The following is a 20,110-nucleotide window of genomic DNA, read 5'->3' on the forward strand; positions in this document are numbered from 1 at the left end:
ATGCATAGCCGTGAAGACGTATATCAGCAGCTTCATGATTATCTGGTCGATTTGTTCGAGGTTCCAGCCGAAGACATCACGCCTGAGGCACGCCTGTTCGAAGACCTTGACCTTGACAGTATTGATGCCGTTGACCTGATCGTCAAATTCCAGGAAATCACGGGTAAGAAGATTCCGGCGATGGAGTTCCGGTCAGTTCGGACCGTTGATGACGTGGTAGAGAAAATCCATGACCTGGTCAGTTCCTAACCGGATTATCACCGTTGTTCTTGCCCTGCTGGGCATCGCCTACCCGGTTGTTGTATATTTCGGTCTGAGCGTGGTTTCACCGCGTGTCATTCTGAATGCTGCGATCACTGTCGTCTTACTGCGCGCGATCATGTTTTTCAGGGCCCACAAACATGGTGCTGGCGCCATTGCTTGTATCATAGCCCTCATTCTCATGCTCGCCGGATATGCCAGTGATATGCTGGCTTTGCGTTTTTACCCGGTCATCGTCAGCGCTACCTTGGCTTTGGTCTTCACACTATCACTGTTTTCGGCAATGCCGTTGATTGAACGGTTTGCTCGCATTCAAACCCCCGATCTTGACGATTATGGCGTTGCGTATACCCGCACCTTAACCAAGGTCTGGATTGTTTTTTTTGTCATCAATGGCCTGATAGCATTCTGGACCGCGCTTTATGCATCGATTGAAGCATGGACCCTTTATAATGGTCTGATTTCATACGTTTTGGTTGCAGTTTTATTCGTCGGGGAATGGCCGGTTCGGCGTATTCTCAAAGCCCGTCACCAACGTCAGATTAATGATCACGCATGACCGGATTTTTTTACGCCATCAACCACCCGGATCACCAAGATGCAGCGCAATGCATAGACGGTGACCGGTTGGTAACACGCAAAGAACTGTGCAGTGATGGCGCCCTTCTTGCGGCAAATCTGCCATCCCATAAACGGATCGCTGTTCATTGCCAGTCTGCACGCCTTTTTACCATTGCGCTTATGGCGATTTGGCAACGTGGATCTCAGTTCGTCCTGCCGGCAACACCCAAACCAGCCTATCTTGAAGATATCAAAGAACAGTTCGATTTATTCCTTGATGACGTAGAAATCGAAAAGCGCCTCCGAGAAAACAAGCCGTCCAATCTTGATATGCATATTGAATATCCTGCTGCAATCAATTGTATTGCTATGTTTTTCACATCAGGAAGCACAGGGACGCCCAAGCCAATCATCAAGACACTTTCCCAGATCGAGGCTGAGATATCCGTTCAGGACCCATTATGGTCACCCCATATCCCTGAAGGCGCACGGATCATTGGACTGGTTTCGCACCAGCACATCTATGGTTTGATCTTTCGCGTGATATGGCCCGTCATGACCGGGCGGGTATTTACGGCGGACCCGGCACCCTTTTGGGAAATGATGCAGGGCAATCTCAAGGCCGGCGACGTCTTGATAACAAGCCCCGCCCATCTCAAAAACCTGCATCCGAGTCTGATCGATGCACCACAACCATCCCTGATTTTCTCATCTGGCGGGCCGCTTGATTACGATGCTGCACACGCCACCCATCAGATGCTTGGTACCTATCCCATCGAAGTTTACGGCAGCACAGAGACCGGTGGTATTGCCTATCGCCAGCAAACATCCAATCAATCGGACTGGATCCCGCTTCCCGGCGTCGAAACGCATCTAGATGATCAAGGCTGCTTGGCAGTTAAAGCCCCGCATATTGCAGGAGTTGAATGGTATCAACTAGAAGACCGGGCATCTATTGATCAGCAGACTGGACAGTTTCGTTTATTGGGTCGCGCTGACCGGGTCGTGAAAGTTGAAGGAAAAAGGGTCTCGTTAAGTTCTGTAGAACGCCGTTTGGCAACCTCAGAACTGGTCGCGGACGCTATTGTTATGCTCCCCAACGAAGATGACCATCGGCTTGGTGCGATTGTTGTCCTTACCCAAGCTGGTAAAGAACAGCATCGCGAGATCGGTGCTTTTCGTTTGGGGCGCTTGTTGCGTCGGGAAATTGCCAAATTTGAGGATGACGCGGCCTTGCCACAACGCTGGCGCTTCGTTGATGACATCCCAACCGACAGTCAGGGCAAACGCCCGTTGCATCTGTTAAGCGCTGTTTTTGCTAAAAAATCGACAGAACCGGAAGTCCTTGAAACATTCAAGACAGACGATCACGCGCAGCTAAAATTAAAACTGAACGACGATCTGATCTATTTCGCCGGACATTTTCCCGGTATGCCGATATTACCCGGTGTCGCGCAACTGCATTGGGCCGTTTCGTATGCGTCGTCCGTTTTCGGCTTGTCCGAAACGACACGCGAAATTACGCAGCTTAAATTTCGCAAACCGATACACCCCGGAAACATCGTAACTCTGGACATTCGGCTTGATGCTTCCGGCCAACGGGTAAAATTCCAGTACAGCTCGGATCATGAGGGCAATCTAAGTTCTGGTGTTCTGAAATATGATGGTGATGCGGCATGAAATTATGTGCCGTCATCCCAACACACAATCATAGCACCATGCTCGAAAGCGTCGTGAAGCGCATCCGTGAGCATGATATTCCGGTTTTCATAGTCGATGATGGCTCAGACGCACAAACGCAAACGGTTGTGGCCGATCTACACGCACCGAATGATGGTATTTTTTGTCAGCGGCTTGATGACAATGCCGGCAAAGGTGTTGCCGTCATGACGGGTATGGCCGGTGCTGCGCGGCATGGTTTTACCCACGCATTTCAGATTGATGCAGATGGTCAGCATGATCTTGATCGCATCAGTGACATGATTGAAATTGCCACAAAATCACCTGCGGCATTAGTCACCGGACTGCCTGTTTATGATGACAGCATTCCCACCGGCCGCAAAATCGGTCGATGGATTACCCATGTGTGGGTATGGATTGAAACACTATCTCTTCATATCCGCGACAGCATGTGCGGATTTCGTGTCTATCCGATTGGTCCCAGTCTGGATGTTTGGCGACGCCACGGTATCGGTCATCGGATGGATTTCGATACCGAAATCATGGTCCGCCTTTTCTGGCAAGGGGTACCGGTCATTCATGTTCCCACCAATGTCACCTATCCACTGGGCAACACATCAAACTTCCGGATGTGGCGCGATAACGTCCGGATCAGTTGGATGCATACCAGACTGGTCTGTGGAATGCTGGCGCGACTTCCACGATACATCGCCCAAGGTGGACGCTTTGGGCCGCCGACGGACCGAAACAGCAACCATCACTGGTCGGAAATTGACGAGCGCGGCATCTATTGGGGGATGCGTTTCCTTGGGCAGGTCTATCGCTTTGGCGGACGCAAACTGTGCCTTGCCGCGATGTCCCCCATCATCGCCTATTTTTTCCTGACCGGACGTACGGCAAGGGCTGCATCCAAAGATTTCCTTGAACGTGTGGCAAAGCATAATGACAAACCCAGACCTACTTGGCGCGATAGCTTTGCCCACTTCATGCGATTTGGAGAATCCGCACTCGATAAAATAGCCGCCTGGTGTGGCGAGATGAAACTCGATGACCTCGACCTGCCGGATGATGCCGATAGCCTGTTTTCCTACATTCCACGTGATCAGGCAATAATCCTATTTGTATCGCACTTTGGTAACATTGAGCTGGTCCGCGCCATTGCCAGTCGCGACCGTAATTTTCGGGTGAATGTCCTGTTGCATCAAAAAAATGCCGCCCGGTTTGGCCGCGTTTTGCAACAACTTGCGCCCGAAAGCCAAGTTGATTTGATTGAGGTTAGCGAAATCGGCCCCGATACGGCGATTTTGCTGCGTGAAAAGGCCGAACGCGGCGAATGGATTGTGATTGCCGCAGATCGGGTGGCCATCGGTGCCCGGGATAAGTCGGTTTCAGTCCCGTTCATTGGCCAAAACGCGTCATTTCCGCAGGGACCATTCATTCTGGCACATCTTCTTCAGTGTCCGGTTTACATGGTTGCGGCATGGCGTGAAGGACGGCGTTTTAATATTTCGTGGGAAAAGCTGTCGGAACGCATAGACTTGCCGCGCAATGATCGCACTGCCAAGATCACGGAACATGCAAGAACATATGCGAGCTGGCTGGAAAAGCTTGTTGTTCAACAACCATTGCAGTGGTTCAATTTCTACGATTTCTGGGCGGATAAGAAGGATAACAATGAATAACAACCAGAAACATATCGTCTTTGGCGAGGCGCACCTGTCGATCGAGGACGTTGTGGCACTTGCCGAACGGCGTGCCCTGCCCCTGCTGAGCACATCCGATGTCTTTAATGACCGGATACAGGCCGGTGCCGATTTCCTGGATCGGGAGCTTCGCGAGCATGGCCATATCTATGGCGTCACCACGGGCTATGGTGATTCAGTATCCCGTCGTGTTCCGCCGGAGCTGGTTGACGAACTCCCACTGCATCTAAGCCGGTTTCACGGCTGTGGCCTTGGCAATATCCTTAAACCCGATCAAGCGCGCGCGGTTCTGGCCGTCCGGCTTGCATCGCTGTGCACCGGTTATTCCGGCGTTAGCACAGGCCTTCTTAAGCAGCTATCTGCCCTTCTTGAATTTGACATCACACCACGGATTCCCGAAGAAGGCTCTGTTGGTGCCAGTGGTGATCTGACCCCGCTTTCTTACGTTGCAGCAGCACTTATCGGGGAACGCGATGTTGTGTTTAGCAACACGGAAATGCCGGCAATAGATGCCTTGTCAGAAGTCGGTCTGCGCCCCTTACAGCTCCGCCCCAAGGAAGCTTTGGCGATCATGAATGGTACATCCGTCATGACCGCCCTGATGTGTAAGGCTTTTGTGCGCGCCCAATATTTGTGCCAGCTCAGCACACGTATCACATCACTGGCAACTATTGGTTTGCGTGGCAATCCTGCCCATTTTGATACAAGACTGTTCGCGGCCAAACCGCATCCAAAGCAAGCGATCGTAGCCAAACGCATTTCACATGATCTGGCAGCTCTTGGTCCGCATTACCAACCTGCCCGATTGCAGGATCGCTATTCGCTTCGTTGCGCCCCGCACGTTATCGGGGTGTTGGCTGATATGATGCCTACCTTCCGCACCACGCTTGAGATTGAACTCAACAGTGCCAATGACAATCCGCTGATTGATGTTGATGCCGAAGAAATCCTGCATGGCGGGCACTTTTATGGCGGACATGTCGCATTCGTTGCGGATGGTATGAAAACTCTGATCGCCAATCTTGCTGATTTGATGGATCGTCAAATGGCACTTCTGGTCGACACCAAATTCAATCACGGTTTGCCGTCAAACCTGTCGGGCGCGTCACAAGATCGCGCATCAATCAACCATGGCCTGAAAGCTGTGCAAATCGGCGTATCGGCCTGGACGGCCGAGGCGCTTAAAAACACCATGCCAGCAAGCGTATTCTCACGCTCGACCGAATGTCACAATCAGGACAAGGTCAGTATGGGCACCATTGCGGCACGTGATTGTTTGCGGATTTTGGAACTTACCGAACAAGTGGCAGCTGCGTTACTTATCACTGTGCGACAGGCAATTTCGCTGCGCCTGAAATCTGAGGAGCTTGAGGCCAGTCAGCTTGGTCAAGATGTATCATCATTTCTTTCGGCGCTGGAAGCTGACATTCCGTTCATTGACGAAGACCAACCACTTGATACCACCTTGCGCAAACTCGTCGCACGCATTCAGGACCGACATTGGGCGCTTTACGGCGATGAGGAGACATCATGATCAGTGCGTCTGTAAACGAAACTGTACAGTTTTATCATCTCGACCCGATGAATGTGGTCTGGCATGGCAATTATGTGCAGTTCTTTGAAAATGCCCGCTGTGCCTTGCTTGATGAGATTGGCTACAATTACCCACAAATGGATGAGTCCGGCTTTGTATGGCCGATTGTCGATATGCGGGTGAAATACGTTGCACCTTGCCGCTTTGGTCAGAAAATCAACATCGCAGCGACGCTGCGCGAGTTTGAAAACCGACTGAAAATTGACTATCTCGTCACGGATGCGCAAACGGGGCAGAAGCTAACCAAAGGTTTCACCATTCAGGTCGCCGTCGATAAAAGTACGGGCGAAATGCTTTATCGCAGCCCCGACTTTTTCATCGAGAAGATGGAAGCGCTGATATGAACCGCAAGTTACTTGTTCTGATCACAGTGTGTGTTGCCTTTACGTCCTTCCTTGCAGTGCCAAAAACGCTGCAGGCAGAGACTGCCAGACCCACACCGATTGCCAAGAACGAGTATCTGCGCGGTACATTTGAACTCAATCGTCATCTGGACGGCTTTGAAAATCCATTGCTCTCTCGTGGTGAGTTCGTTTTATCACCGCAGCATGGTCTGATCTGGAAAACGACCTTCCCGTTTCCGGGTGTAACTGTGTTCGAAGAAGGCGGGATTTTCACCATCGATCAAAATGGCAACCGCACTGCAATGGCAAAAGGTACGGAAACACGACAGTTCGTCACAATGATTTCGTCCGTATTATCCGGGAACTGGGACCCGTTAGAAAGCCAATTTGACATCACTAAAAAAGACTTAGAAACAACAGGGTGGAACATAACCCTAAGCCCCCACTCAAATAATTTTGTTGGCAATCAGATCGAATTGATTACGGCACAGGGCAACGCGTTTGTGCAAGAAGTGGTGATCACAAAACCATCTTCTGATCACGATATCATTACGTTCGATGGGCAAACTATTGAACCTGTTCCATTGCCCTCTGAGTTCAATGATCTTTTCACAAATGGAACAGCCGAATGATCCGATTAGCGTTCATTTGGACAGTATGCATTCTCATGATGGCAGGCTTTGCTGTCTGGCAACTCACGACCGAACGCACTGAAATGGATGCCGATTTCCTGTCATTGATTGGTCAGGAACAAAACCACCAACAAGATGAAATGAGCGATATCGACGCTGTGCGTACGCTATTGGCTGATAGTGGCAAACAAGCAATCATTATGCTTTCCCACCCTGATGATGAACGCCTCAGCGATATCGCAAGGCAACTTGCGGACACAATCAGTGCGATTGATGGTACCGCAAATGTGATGCTTCCCGGTGATAATGCAGACCGTCTTGATGACTTGCGTGCGCTCTATGGTCCATATGCGAACGGCCTTTTGTCTGATGGTGACCGTGCTGCTCTTAAGGACGGTCACGGAGAAGCACTTTATCAGCGCACCCTGCAAACCCTGTATTCACCGGCCTCTCCCTTTACCAGCGCAACTTTGAAACAGGACCCTTTCCTGTTATTGGCAGAATTTCTTTCGGGTCTGGCCGCGAAGTTGGGCGCCGGAAATGACGTTATCACAATCAACGACCGAAGCTATCTGCCCATGATTGTGTCGCTGAACGCCAACAAACACTCTGACACGGCTGCCAAAAGCTGGGTAGATGGCGTCAATAACGCACTTGCAGAAGCGCTAAAGAGCGATCCAACCCTCCAGACCGCCAAAACAGGCCAGATTTTCTTTGCGGTTAACGAGGCCGCGAATGCCAAAAAAGATGTCCAAACCATCGCCGTGATTGCCACACTTGGCATAGCCATCATGATCGGTTTGACGTTCTTTTCGCCTTTTCCGCTGATTGGCGCCGTTATCGTTGTCGGAAGTGGCCTGATTGCCGGTGCTGCGGCCCTGACCATATTTTTCGACACAATCCATGTGATTGCACTGGTGTTTGGCGCAACAATGATCGGTATTTCAATCGATTACGCCCTACACTATCTGGTGATACCAGCCAATGACACCCCGACTTCATCACGCTTTGGAAAAATACGCAAAGGCCTCGGTCTTGGGCTTTTGACATCTATCATTGGCTTTTCCGCCCTTGCGCTCAGTCCGACAAACTTGCTTGTGCAAATTGCCGTGTATTCAATCGCAGGGCTGATTGCAGCCTATTGTTCGGTCAAATTTTTACTACCTCTTATCCCGCCCACACCAGTTCGCGAAAACTCACCCATCCGAATTACCCACAATTGGCTTATGCGCCTGATGATGGTTCTTGTGCTGCCTCGCAAGATACAACTGTTTGTTGCCATTCTTTTGATTGTCGCTTTGCCAATTTCGGCCTTTCTTAGTCCCGGTCATGATGACGTGCGCACCTTGGGCCAAAGTGATGCGGAACTTCTATCCGATGCACGTATGATATCGGAGACACTTGGCCTTGGCGGAAGCCCTGTCTTCATTCGGGTTGATGGTAAAACAGCCCAACAGCGTCTTGAAACGTCTGAGTCTGTTCGTAAAGCAATTATGCCCTTAATCTCCGCAGGCAAAATTGGGGGCGTCGTTGCGCTATCGGATTTTGTACCGTCGATTGCCCTTCAGAAAGACAACCGACGCCTTATCGGAGACGAACTTTACAAACCCTTTTCAGCGTCCCTTTCTGATGCCTTGCAGACACCAATACAGTTCCCAGACTTGGACGCCCCTTACCTCCTCCCGGATCAAGCAATAAACAGTCTTCCTGAGATCGCGCGTTTTCAGACAACCACATCCAATATCATGCGGTTACGTGATGTTTCAGATGTTGATGCTCTTAATGCCGCCCTCGTCTCATTTGAAAATGCCAGACTAATTTCTCCGACGGCCATCATCAGCACCCAGTTCGCCGAGTACCGTTATTGGACGTATATAGCACTTGGCGTGGTGCTTGCGATTGCGCTGATCCTGGCAATCCTACGCTATGGTCCGGATCGGGGTGTTCGGGTGTTTTCAGCCCCCGCAGGCGCGATCTTGTTCGCGCTGAATGGTGGCTACATTCTGGGTGTACCAATCAGCTTCTTTACAACGATGGCACTGTTTTTAGTCTTTGCAATTGGCGCTGACTATGTCCTGTTTTTGAGCGAAGGCAACGACATAGAACATCTTGAACACACCCGTCTGGCGGTGTTTTTGTCGTTGATCAGCAGCGTTCTGGCATTTGGGTTACTCGCCACCAGTTCCGTCCCACTGGTAAGCGATATCGGAACGATCATTGCGATAGGCTTGGTTGGCGCATGGTTCCTTGCTTTTTGGATGACAGAAACAGTCACTAATACGACGGATACGGGAAACACGAATTGAAACAGGATTGCGACATCGCCGTTATCGGTGCGGGCCCTGCCGGAAGTACCGTGGCCAAGCTTCTGAACGATGCTGGCCTTCGTGTAACATTGCTCGAAGCACAGAAATTCCCGCGATTTGTTATTGGCGAAAGCCTGCTTCCGAACTGTATGAACGTACTTGAACGTGCTGGATTTCTGCCCGCACTGGAAAAAGCAGGTTTTCAGCATAAAAACGGCGCGGTCTTTGAATGTGGCGAACAGTATCGCTCCATCGATTTTCGCCAGAACTTTGAAACCACCGGTTGGGGAACAACCTATCAGGTCAAACGCGCCGAATTCGATCATATCCTTGCCAAGGAAGCCGAACGTTCCGGTGTCGACATCCGCTTTGAACACAAGGTAACGGCGGTACACGCCGCCGACAATGATTGCCAGATCATATATGAAGACGCTGCGGACGAAGAATCCACACTACGTGCCAGTTTCATTGTTGATGCCAGCGGATATGGCCGGGTATTGCCAAGGCTTTTGGGGCTTTCCCGACCGCCGCAAACTATTTCCCGACGCGCGGTCTTTACCCATGTTAAGGATCGCATTGATGATCCGGACTATGACCGCACCAAAATCCTGATCACGGTCCATCCCGATCGCCATGACATCTGGTATTGGTTGATCCCGTTTTCCGATGGCACAGCATCGGTTGGTGTGATTTACCCCGACGGTGACACGACTTTCACCGGCATGAGTGAACAGGATGTCTTTGATCGGCTGATTTCCGAAACACGTCTTGGCCATTTACTTGCCAATGCAGAACAAACCCGCCCACTGCAATCAATTGCCGGATACGGGGCTGAGTCAGAAAAGCTTTGCGGGGATGGCTATGTCTTGCTTGGAAATTCTGCAGGTTTTCTGGATCCCGTGTTCTCATCTGGCGTGACAATTGCGCTGCATTCGGCAGAACTGGCTGCAAATATGCTGATTGCGCGCCACCGGGGGGAAACGGATATTGATTGGGAAGCTGGGTTTTCCAAACCCCTATCTTGCGGGGTTGAAACCTTCCGCTCCTATGTTGATGCTTGGTATGCCGGACGCTTGCAAACAATCATTTTTGGGCAACCCAATGATGATTCCCAACTGAAACGTATGGTCGTTTCCATTCTGGCAGGGTATGCATGGAATATGGAAAACCCGCTGGTTGCCAAAACCGACCGTTATCTAGAGCTGTTGCACGACTTATGCGCTCCCTCATCCTGAAATCAGCTATTGTCATAGTCTGCGCTATCGGGCTCTCTGCGTGTGAGACGATGAACCTTCCGCAGCTGCCGTTATCTGGCGTGCTCGACAAAACCGGACACAAGATCGTTTTGGCTGACGGGATAGAATTCACTTTCCCAACAGAACCTTGGGATGAGAAGGAAACCATAGATGTTGTTCAACAGGTCAAAGCAAGTTGGAACACCGGCAACCAATCGGGTGATGTAAACTTTCAGGGGCGTTTGAACATCACCCCGGAACGGGCCCAAATCGTCCTCATTGACGATCTTGGTCGTCGGGCGGTTGAAATCGACTGGACCGAGCAGGAAATATCAATCCAGAAAGCGAATTGGCTCCCGCAAGACTTTGATGCCAAAAGGCTTCTTGCAGACATTGTCATGACCTACTGGCCGCTTGATATTGTCGAAGACGCCCTGCCCGATAACATGTCGATACATGATGGTTTTGGGGAACGGACAGTTCGCCTGAACGACAGTGGGCGGAAATACGTGACCATAGAACGCCCGATAAAGGACGTCTGGCACGGTCAGGCAACGCTTGTGAACTTGCAGTTCAACTATCGCATCAATATCAATTCGATACGAACCGGGTCCTAACGTATGGCCAAGCACCCACTTTACCTGTCATCGCTTGGCATCGTCTCGTCATTGGGAACCGGTATCACCGAAACCAAGGCAACACTTACCGGTAAGAAAAATGCCGACATGATCAAGTGCAGCGGTTTTCTCCCCGACCGGGAAACCGTTCTGGGTACGGTTACAGGTAACCTTGAAAAATTGCCCGATCTTTTGTCCGAATTTGACACCCGCAATAACCGCCTCCTTTGGGCTACGGCCAGCCAGATCGCAGACGACATTGACGAGCTGATTGCCAAGTTTGGTAAGGATCGGATCGGTGTCCTGATTGGAACCAGCACGGCAGGGATTGAGGAAGGTACAGCGCACTATCAGCAACGCGTTGAAAACGGCAAATTCCCTGAAAGTTTCCGTTATGGGCATCAGGAAATTGGCTCACCTTCAGAATTTCTGAAAACCGCTTTTGACTTGCGTGGCCCGGCCTACTCTATTTCCACGGCCTGCTCATCAAGTGCCAAGGCATTTGCATCTGGCTTACGCCTATTGAAGGCCGATATGTGTGATGCGGTTCTTGTCGGTGGTGTTGATAGTTTGTGTCGTCTTACGGTTGGCGGCTTTGACGCCTTGCAATCCTTGTCTGACGGTATTTGCAATCCCATGAGCAAGAACCGCAATGGTATCAATATCGGCGAAGGTGCAGCTCTTTTCATCCTACGCAAGGATGCGGGTGAAATCGAATTGCTCGGTGTTGGTGAAAGCTCCGATGCTCATCATCCCAATGCGCCACATCCCGAAGGCTTAGGTGCCGCGCGGGCCATGCAAGCCGCACTTGCACGTTCCGGGATCACGCCTGCTGACATTGACTATATAAATCTGCATGGCACGGCCACACCACTCAATGACATTATGGAAGCCAAAGCGGTGCACGCGGTTCTGGGGCCAGATGTTCCGGCAAGCTCAACCAAACCCCTAACCGGTCATAGTCTGGGTGCTGCGGGTGCGATCGAGGCCGCGATCCTCTGGTTGTCACTGTCTGACAGCGAAATCGGCGCACCACTTCCTGTTCATCACTGGGACGGCGAAAAGGATGACGAACTTCCCCCGATCAACCTGATCACGTCAAATCAGTCATTGGCGTCGCGTGGCCGTCTTGCCATGATGAGCAACTCGTTTGCATTTGGCGGCAGCAATGTCTCCGTCATCCTTGGCAAAGGATGGACAACTCCGTGACCAGTATGAACAAGCCTCAATCTAATCAAGTCCCGCCGGTCAAAGAACTTGTCATACATGGCGCTCCCATGTTGCTGATTGATCGCGCAGTATCTGCCGATGAAAGCACCATGACCGCGGAACTCGACATTACCGCAAACAGTATGTTCTGCGTTCCGGGCAAGGGCGTTCCGAGTTATGTCGGTATCGAATATATCGCACAGACCGTTGCGGCCTATAGCGGATGGCGCGCGAGGCAGGCCACCCAGGATACAAAGCCACGGATTGGCTACCTCTTGGGATCACGCAAGGTAACCATGTTGCGGGACTTCTTTCCGATTGGCAGCAGACTTACAATGCATATCACCAACGTCTTTGAAGATGGCGAAATGGGCGCCTTTGACGGAGAAGTCCGTTTGGGCGAGGAAATGCTTGTCGACGCACGTATCAATGTATATCAGCCCAAGGAGAATGAAACGGCTTCAACGCCGCCTGTGGGCAACAACCAAGAAACATCAGACCAATGAAGAAAACCATATTGATAACCGGTGCCAGCAAAGGCATTGGTGCCGCAACAGCACGACGTCTTGCCAAGGACGGTTTTGATATTGTTATTCATTACAATTCTGATCACACGGGCGCCCAGGAAGTTGCAAATGATGCAATAAAGCTTGGGGTTCAGGCCCGGCTGGTGCAATTCGATATTGCGGACCGGGAAGCGGCGCGTGAAGTTCTGACGCAAGACATCGTAGAACACGGTGCGCCCTATGGTGTCATTTTGAATGCCGGGATCACCCGTGACGGCCCCTTTCCGGCCCTTGAAGATGACGACTGGGACAGCGTTCTGCACACCAACCTTGACGGGTTCTATAACGTTATCAAACCGCTTCTGATGCCAATCATACAACGCCGCAAAGGCGGACGCATCATCGCCCTGACATCCATTGCGGGCATTGCGGGCAACCGTGGTCAGGTAAACTATGCCGCGTCCAAGGCCGGGATCATTGGTGCCGTAAAGTCACTTGCCCTTGAACTTGCCAAGCGCAAAATCACGGTTAATGCCGTCGCACCTGGGGTCATCGAAACCCAGATGACTGGTGACCTACCAGAAGACGAAGTAAAGTCCATGATCCCGATGCGCCGATATGGCACGCCTGAAGAAGTTGCAGGCACAATTTCCTTTTTGTGCAGCGATGATGCTTCTTACATCACCCGTCAGGTCATTAGTGTGAATGGGGGCATGCTATGACGCGACGTGTTGTCGTTACAGGCATGTCGGGCATCACAGCCCTTGGCAATGACTGGCAAACCATCAAGACACGCATGCAGGCCGGTGAAACCGGAATTGTCCGCATGTCTGAATGGGATGGTAAATATGATCTGCGCACCCGGCTTGCTGCCCCGGTACAGAATTTTTCCCTGAAAGGCCGGTTTAACCGCAAGCAATTGCGCAGCATGGGCCGTGTGGCCCAGATGGCGGTTGCGGCAACTGATGATGCGCTTGAGATGGCTGGCCTGCACGACGACACTGCGATGTTCGAAGGTGGCCGTCTTGGCATCGCATATGGATCGTCGTTTGGCAGCACGCCACCGGTTCTTGGCTTTACCCGCCTGATGGAACATGGTGACAGCAACGCAATTACCGCCACCAGTTATATTCAGATGATGAGCCACACCGCTGCCGTCAATATCGGTGTCCTCTATGGCATATCAGGGCGGATCATTCCAACGTCAACGGCCTGCACATCCGGCAGCATGGGCATCGGATATGCGTACGAGGCAATCAAATTTGGTAAACAGGATGTCATGATTGCCGGTGGTGCAGAAGAACTCTGTCCCACGATGGTTGCCGTGTTTGACACGCTTTTCGCCACCAGTGTCAGTAATGATACGCCGGACGCCACACCACGCCCGTATGACGCCAACCGCGATGGTCTGGTCATCGGTGAAGGTGCAGGTACTTTGATCCTTGAGGATTACGAACACGCGAAAGCCCGCGGTGCGAAAATGTATGGTGAAATTGTCGGCTTTGCGACCAATTCGGATGGCGCGCATGTGACACAACCCGCCGCCGATAAAATGGGCCGTGCCCTCCAACAATCCCTTGATGATGCAGGGCTTTCATCAAGTGACATCGACATTGTCAACGGACATGGCACAGCCACGGATCACGGCGACCTTGCCGAAAGCAAAGCAACCCGCACCGTATTCGACCGCGCAGTTCCAATCCACACGCTTAAAGGCCACTTTGGACATAGTCTTGGCGCATGCGGCGCCGTCGAAGCATGGCTTGGACTGGAAATGATGCAAGAGGGCCGCTTTGTCCCCACAGCAAACCTCAAGAACGTGGACCCTGAATGTGCCGATCTTGACTACATTATGGGATCAGAACGGGTCATGACTGCCGAACACATGATGAGCAATAATTTTGCCTTCGGCGGCATAAATACATCCCTGATATTTAAGCGCATATAAGTTCACAATATAGGGTTTTCTCCAAACGAAGCCCGCGAGTTAAGGAGCTTCGCTAAGCTAATTTAAAGCTTACAGAGAACACGCAGCCACTATGCTCTTTGGGGCGATCAAGCTTGATCTTGGTATCGTGACGCGCGGCGATTTCCTTGACGATGGAAAGACCAAGTCCGCAGCCCTCTTCCTGTCCTGTCTCTGCGATACGGTAGAACCGTTTAAAGACATCCTTGTGATGTTCAACGGGAATTCCAGGGCCGTTGTCTTCGACCGTTAACTTGACGCGATTACCGGATTTCTCCCGATCAAGGCGCACAGTCACCGAACTTCCATCCGGGCAATATGTCAACGCGTTGTGAACAAGGTTTTTAAGAAGCTCTTCAATCAGGGTCGCATCCCCCATGATCAAGGTCGGTTCTGTAATCCCTTCATAACCAAGGTCGATACCGCGCTCGATTGCCACCGGGACTTTTGATCCGGTGACCGCACGCGTGATTTCACACAGATCAATTGGGTCAAACGGCCGTCCTGCAAGGCCTTCAGGTGCTGCCCGTGCAGATGCCAGTAATTGATTGGCAAGATGGGATGTTTGCCGCGTCGAAGATGCAATTGTCTCCATAATACGATGGATTTTCTTGGGGTCTTCTTCGCGTTGGCCAAGTTCGGCTTGTGTTCTCAATGCTGCCAACGGCGTCCGCAATTGATGTGCGGCATCAGCTGTAAACCGTTGCATGGTCTTAAGGCTATTTTCCAGCCGCTGAAACAATTGATTGATCGCACCGACAAGATGGCGAACCTCAATCGGAACATCATGCAAAACTGGTCGAAGATCCGTCGGAGATCGGCGATTTAAGGCCTCTTCCAGTCGCGTAAGTGGTTTTAACCCCTGGCCGATCCCAAACCAGACAATCATCGCGGCAATCACAATCAGTACAATCTGACGTGCCGCCGCACTTGCCAGAATATCTTCGCTTAGACTGGTGCGGGTTCCCATGGTTTCGGCAACAAGCACTTGAAAACGGGTGGCCTTGCGAACACTTGCGACATACCGCGACAAAGCACCAATGCGCACCGTTTCGCCGTTATAAACAGCATCATAAAACACCGGATCCTCGCGTAGCGGAAGTAACCGGTCTGGAACCGGTGGCAGGTCTTCATACCCTGTGATGAATTCACCCTGTATCGTGCTGACCTGATAGAAAACCCGGTCTTCGGCAGAACTGGTCAGCATCTCAAGCGCGACATAGGGCACATCAACTTCGATCTTGCCACCAATCAGAACAACACGGTCGGCAATGGCGAGTGCAGAACTTAAAAGAGCACGGTCAAACGCCTGATTTGTCGAACGAATTGCGTTAGTTCTGACTTCAAGCAACATCAAGGAGCTGACCACCAAAAGCGGGATCAGCAACCAGATGACAAGCCTGCGCCTCAGGGATCCGTTACGCCATTTCATGTTTTTTTCAACAAATAACCAAGGCCACGGACAGTCTGAATTTTAACATCTGCCAACTCAACGCGTTTGCGCAGACGGCTGATGTAAAGCTCGACTGCATTGGCACTGATATCATCCTCAAACCCGGCAAGCTGATCTGAAATCTGTTCTTTGCTGAGAACGTGACCAAGCCTCAGAAGCAAAATTTCAAGGATGTTAAGTTCGCGGCGGGGAATTTCGACATCATCACCATCGATGGTCACCCGTCGCGCAACGGTATCGAATGTCAGTTTTCCGCATTTAATCTGGGTGTTGTGCGTTCCGGCATTGCGCCGCATCAGCGCCCTCACCCGTGCTTCCAGCTCCACCAGTTCAAACGGTTTGGCAAGATAATCATCCGCACCAAGATCAAGCCCCTTTACCCGATCTTCAATATCCCCGCGTGCGGTCAGGATCAGCACAGCACTTTCCGCCCCGCGATGGCGCAAACGGCGCAAAATCTCAAGCCCGTCAAGTTTCGGAAGGTTCAGATCAAGCACAACCAACCCATATTCCTGCGTGCGCAAAATATCATCGGCCTCTTCCCCATCGGCGATCACGTCGACAGCATAACCGGACTGCCGAAGAGATCTGGCAATCCCGTCAGCCAATGCGGCATGATCTTCAACGACAAGGACTCTCATTGTTTGTGCTTCTCTTCCCTGATAAACCGATGAAGGCTTTTTAGGTTTGGACTTTCCAGGCCACGACCATGTTTAGCAAATTATATCGACAACCGCCGTTCATGATAGCAAGTCATTGACGGGGTGCTTGTGAAACAGAGTATTCCACCATGATCTTGGGCCGCATCTGTATTCGTTTATGTGCCATCGTGCTTACGATGCAAGCAACTTCTGCCATCGCAGAAGTCTTTACCTATGCCCCATTGCGCACAACACAGGCAGCTGACCCGGAACAATCCCTGCTTTCAAGCACGACCCCAAAAGCTGTTATTTATGGCTCTGCCGATATTGGTGCCTTTACCACGGTGATAGAAGCCTTTCAGCAAGAAAACCCATTCATCGGTGTCGAGTATCATCAGCTCCAGACGCTTGAAATGTATGACATGACCTTGGTTCAGCGTCAAAATGGCGAACCCAATGCAGATCTGATTATCAGCTCGTCGATGGACCTGCAGATGAAACTTGCCAATGACGGCTATGCGATACCGCATGAAAGTGCAGAAACCCGAGCTCTTCCACATTGGGCCCGTTGGCGCAATGAAGCATTTGCCGTCACACAAGAACCGGCCGTGATTGCCTATAACCGCGAATTTTTCCGCGAGAATGATCTTGAACCGCCCCGGACCCGCGATGATTTCATCCGTCTTTTGAACGATCACGATGATCTTCTAAGCGAAAAGGTCACAACCTATGACATTGAACGAAGTGGCGTCGGCTTTCTGTTCCTTGCACGTGATGAACGCTTTTTTCCCGGCATTTGGGACTTTGTCCGAACCCTTGGTCAATCCAAGGTCAAACTTTATTCCAACACTTCCCCAATGCTTGAAAAGATCGCCGATGGTCAGGTCGTACTTGGGTACAATCTTCTAGGGTCTTATGCCGAAACCTTTAGCCAGCGGAACCAAAACCTTGGCGTGATCCTGCCAGACGACTTTATCGTGGTTTATTCGCGAATTGCCATCATCCCGCGTGATGCGAGAAACCCGAATTTAGGCGCGCGTTTTCTTGACTTCATCCTGTCCGTCAAAGGGCAAACCGTTCTGCAAAACGATGGCAACTTCAACCCGGTGCGAACTGACGTTCCACCAAGTTCGTTTTCGTCGCTGATCTTTGACCGTTACGGCGAACGTGTACGTTCATTCCCGGTTGGGCCCGGCTTGCTGGTTTACCTTGATCAGGCCAAACGCCAGCGGTTTATTCGCCGGTGGCAGGATGCCTTACTCAACCGTCGCTAAGCCACCCTGCCCTGATTTACCCAGCTTTATGAAGTCTTTGCGCTGTCGGGAACAGGGCGGCGTTCTGGCCCGGTATAGTTCCAGATCATTCGCCGTGGAATCGGCCCCTTGTTTCGACCACCTTGCTGTGTTTGTTCCCACGCATGGGCCAGGATCCCGACCGATCGCGACACACAAAACAATCCACGCGCCAATTCCGGGGCAAAACCAAGCTCGGCATAGATTACTGCCGTTGCACCATCAATATTCATAGGAATGCGTTTACCCTTGCGCGATAGAATCTCTTCTTCAACCGCACTGGCAATTACCCCGAATTGACCACTGACCTGACCATTTGCTGCCGCCTGTTTGACAAGCGCCAACAGTCTTGGGGCACGCGGGTCAATGGGATGAAATCTGTGACCAAATCCCGGGATATGTTTGCCATGTTCAGCAATCTGGTGATCCAGTCCGGATGCAACCGCTTCGCCAAGTGATGCGCCAGATTTCATACGAGACGCGATGTCATGATAAAGCCCGACCGCCTGTTCGCCTGCACCACCATGAACATCGCCCAACACATTCACCGCACTTGCCATGGCATTGTTTAATCCAACGCCACAGGTCGCTGCCATACGTGCAATTGCAATGCTTGGGGCCTGTGGTCCGTGATCAATCGCTGCCACAAGGGCTGCTTCAAGAAGCTTTGCCTGTTCAGGTGATGGCAGATCGCCGCGTGTCATCAACCAAATCATGGTTGGAAAACTAATGTTTCCAATCAGGTCTTCGATCGCATAGCCGCCATAGTGGATTTTACCCGGCTCCATATCGATGATGGCGGTTTGCCACCAGTCACTGACTTCGTTTTCAATATCGGTTGCGGTTTTGTCGCTCACAACACGCCCTCCTGCGAAAGAATTTCGATCTCGCTCTTTGAAAAACCAAGAGATGTAAGAATGTCGTTATTGTCCTGACCAAGTTCTGGCGGTGGTGCGTCCACCGATGGCGCCTTGCCATCCATCTTGATCCCGGTACGCAACACGCGGATATCGCAATCTGCACCCGGTACATTTTCAAAAGATGCCATCATCCCGCGATCGGCAATCTGCGGCAGTGCCAAGGCCTGTGGCACTGTCAAAACAGCCCCGGCAGGAACTCCGACGGCATTAAACTTTTCCACCCAATGATCCGTCATGTTGGTGCGCAAAACATCTTCGAGAAGGCCTGTCAGAACCGTACGGTTTTCCAGTCGTTCCTTGCGCGAAGTAAAACGGACATCAGAAATCAGATGGTCAAGATCCAGCACCAGACACAGGGCCTCGAACTGTTCTTGTTTGTTGGCCGCAATATTGATCTGCCCATCACCGGTTCGAAACGCCCCTGATGGGGACGAGGTAAAGTTGTCATTGCCATTAGCTGTTGGCTCTTTGCCTGCCACCAGATAATTCGAAACAACCCAACCCATTGTCGCAATCACGGATTCCAGCATGGAAATATCGATGAAGCTGCCTTTGCCGTCATTGTTGCCAACTGCACGCCCGGCCAAGGCGGAGCTAATGGCAAATGCGGCTGTCATCCCACCAATTGTATCCGCCATGGGATACCCGACACGGTACGTGCCGGTATCTTCTTCGCCGGTGATGGTCATGATCCCCGACAGGCCCTGAACAATCTGATCATAGGCAGGCAGCTTTTTCATCGGGCCGGTTTGACCGAAACCGGAAATCGCACAGTAAACAAGTCCCGGATTAACCTTGGAAAGAACGTCATATCCCAACTCAAGCCGGTCCATAACGCCGGGGCGGAAATTCTCGACCAGAACATCTGCGCGCTCGACAAGCTTTTTAAGGATTTTCTTGCCGCGCGGATCTTTCAGATTAAGCGTCACCGACCGCTTACCTGCATTCTGCGCCATAAATGAAATCCCCATCAGCTTTTCATTCAATTCCATATCCGCGCCAAGCTGACGGGCAAGGTCACCACGCCCCGGTGCTTCGACCTTGATGACCTCTGCCCCCAAATGCGCAAGCTGATGGCAACAAAATGGCCCGGCCAGAACATTTGTCAGGTCCAAAACTGTAATCCCGGAAAGTGATTGTGGTCCGTTCATGAAAAATCCTTAAATTCTGTCTAGTAGAATTATGTTCTA

The 20,110-nt window shown here is 51.4% G+C and carries 19 protein-coding genes; 15 read left to right on the forward strand and 4 right to left on the reverse strand.

Annotated features, from left to right (window positions below):
* The 14 genes from RIC05_RS17440 to RIC05_RS17505 are packed head-to-tail and all read left to right on the forward strand — an operon-like array spanning position 1 to position 14,596.
* Entirely contained in the window at positions 1-249 is a 249-nt protein-coding gene (locus RIC05_RS17440; RefSeq protein WP_350040704.1) for an acyl carrier protein, read from the forward strand.
* Complete coding sequence (locus RIC05_RS17445) at positions 230-820, forward strand: COG4648 family protein (protein WP_350045875.1); 591 nt, start codon at positions 230-232, stop codon at positions 818-820. Before RIC05_RS17440 ends, RIC05_RS17445 begins: the two co-directional genes overlap by 20 nt.
* The gene (locus RIC05_RS17450; RefSeq protein ID WP_350045876.1) at positions 817-2,502 is read left to right on the forward strand and encodes an ApeI family dehydratase; all 1,686 of its coding nucleotides are present in this window, start codon (positions 817-819) and stop codon (positions 2,500-2,502) included. The genes RIC05_RS17445 and RIC05_RS17450 overlap by 4 nt, the downstream gene beginning before the upstream one ends.
* Positions 2,499-4,184: a glycosyltransferase family 2 protein gene (locus tag RIC05_RS17455; protein WP_350045877.1), complete on the forward strand. Its 1,686-nt coding sequence runs from the start codon at positions 2,499-2,501 to the stop codon at positions 4,182-4,184. Before RIC05_RS17450 ends, RIC05_RS17455 begins: the two co-directional genes overlap by 4 nt.
* Complete coding sequence (locus RIC05_RS17460; protein ID WP_350045878.1) at positions 4,177-5,739, forward strand: HAL/PAL/TAL family ammonia-lyase; 1,563 nt, start codon at positions 4,177-4,179, stop codon at positions 5,737-5,739. Before RIC05_RS17455 ends, RIC05_RS17460 begins: the two co-directional genes overlap by 8 nt.
* Positions 5,736-6,143, forward strand: a complete 408-nt coding sequence (locus RIC05_RS17465; protein WP_350040709.1) for an acyl-CoA thioesterase — start codon at positions 5,736-5,738, stop codon at positions 6,141-6,143. Before RIC05_RS17460 ends, RIC05_RS17465 begins: the two co-directional genes overlap by 4 nt.
* Entirely contained in the window at positions 6,140-6,775 is a 636-nt protein-coding gene (locus RIC05_RS17470; protein ID WP_350045879.1) for a LolA family protein, read from the forward strand. Before RIC05_RS17465 ends, RIC05_RS17470 begins: the two co-directional genes overlap by 4 nt.
* Positions 6,776-6,810: 35 nt before the next feature.
* Entirely contained in the window at positions 6,811-9,081 is a 2,271-nt protein-coding gene (locus tag RIC05_RS17475) for an MMPL family transporter (protein WP_350045880.1), read from the forward strand.
* Positions 9,078-10,316: an NAD(P)/FAD-dependent oxidoreductase gene (locus RIC05_RS17480; protein WP_350045881.1), complete on the forward strand. Its 1,239-nt coding sequence runs from the start codon at positions 9,078-9,080 to the stop codon at positions 10,314-10,316. The genes RIC05_RS17475 and RIC05_RS17480 overlap by 4 nt, the downstream gene beginning before the upstream one ends.
* Before the next feature lie 50 nt (positions 10,317-10,366).
* On the forward strand, positions 10,367-10,933 hold the full coding sequence (locus RIC05_RS17485) for a DUF3261 domain-containing protein (RefSeq protein WP_350045882.1): 567 nt from the start codon (positions 10,367-10,369) through the stop codon (positions 10,931-10,933).
* A 3-nt stretch (positions 10,934-10,936) separates the two neighbouring features.
* Positions 10,937-12,142: a beta-ketoacyl-[acyl-carrier-protein] synthase family protein gene (locus tag RIC05_RS17490; RefSeq protein ID WP_350045883.1), complete on the forward strand. Its 1,206-nt coding sequence runs from the start codon at positions 10,937-10,939 to the stop codon at positions 12,140-12,142.
* Positions 12,143-12,147: 5 nt separating this feature from the next.
* Positions 12,148-12,648 carry a hotdog family protein gene (locus tag RIC05_RS17495; RefSeq protein ID WP_502989560.1) on the forward strand — a complete coding sequence of 167 codons (501 nt, stop codon included), beginning with the start codon at positions 12,148-12,150 and terminating at the stop codon, positions 12,646-12,648.
* Positions 12,645-13,370, forward strand: a complete 726-nt coding sequence (gene fabG, locus RIC05_RS17500) for a 3-oxoacyl-ACP reductase FabG (protein WP_350045885.1) — start codon at positions 12,645-12,647, stop codon at positions 13,368-13,370. The genes RIC05_RS17495 and fabG overlap by 4 nt, the downstream gene beginning before the upstream one ends.
* On the forward strand, positions 13,367-14,596 hold the full coding sequence (locus RIC05_RS17505; RefSeq protein WP_350045886.1) for a beta-ketoacyl-ACP synthase: 1,230 nt from the start codon (positions 13,367-13,369) through the stop codon (positions 14,594-14,596). Before fabG ends, RIC05_RS17505 begins: the two co-directional genes overlap by 4 nt.
* Before the next feature lie 52 nt (positions 14,597-14,648).
* Here the strand turns inward: RIC05_RS17505 and RIC05_RS17510 are convergent, their stop codons facing one another.
* On the reverse strand, positions 14,649-16,046 hold the full coding sequence (locus RIC05_RS17510) for a sensor histidine kinase (RefSeq protein ID WP_350045887.1): 1,398 nt from the start codon (positions 16,044-16,046) through the stop codon (positions 14,649-14,651).
* Entirely contained in the window at positions 16,043-16,708 is a 666-nt protein-coding gene (locus RIC05_RS17515) for a response regulator (RefSeq protein ID WP_350045888.1), read from the reverse strand. The genes RIC05_RS17510 and RIC05_RS17515 overlap by 4 nt, the downstream gene beginning before the upstream one ends.
* A 149-nt stretch (positions 16,709-16,857) precedes the next feature.
* On the opposite strand from RIC05_RS17515, the gene RIC05_RS17520 reads away from it, so the two are divergent.
* Positions 16,858-17,982: an ABC transporter substrate-binding protein gene (locus RIC05_RS17520; RefSeq protein ID WP_350041344.1), complete on the forward strand. Its 1,125-nt coding sequence runs from the start codon at positions 16,858-16,860 to the stop codon at positions 17,980-17,982.
* 26 nt (positions 17,983-18,008) lie between these two features.
* On the opposite strand, the gene RIC05_RS17525 is transcribed toward RIC05_RS17520, so the two are convergent.
* Positions 18,009-18,857, reverse strand: a complete 849-nt coding sequence (locus RIC05_RS17525; RefSeq protein ID WP_350045889.1) for a citryl-CoA lyase — start codon at positions 18,855-18,857, stop codon at positions 18,009-18,011.
* Complete coding sequence (locus RIC05_RS17530) at positions 18,854-20,071, reverse strand: CaiB/BaiF CoA transferase family protein (protein WP_350045890.1); 1,218 nt, start codon at positions 20,069-20,071, stop codon at positions 18,854-18,856. Before RIC05_RS17530 ends, RIC05_RS17525 begins: the two co-directional genes overlap by 4 nt.
* Positions 20,072-20,110: the final 39 nt, after the last annotated feature.

Origin of the sequence: Thalassospira sp. (assembly GCF_040218635.1) — a bacterium.
Taxonomy (GTDB): Bacteria; Pseudomonadota; Alphaproteobacteria; order Rhodospirillales; family Thalassospiraceae; genus Thalassospira.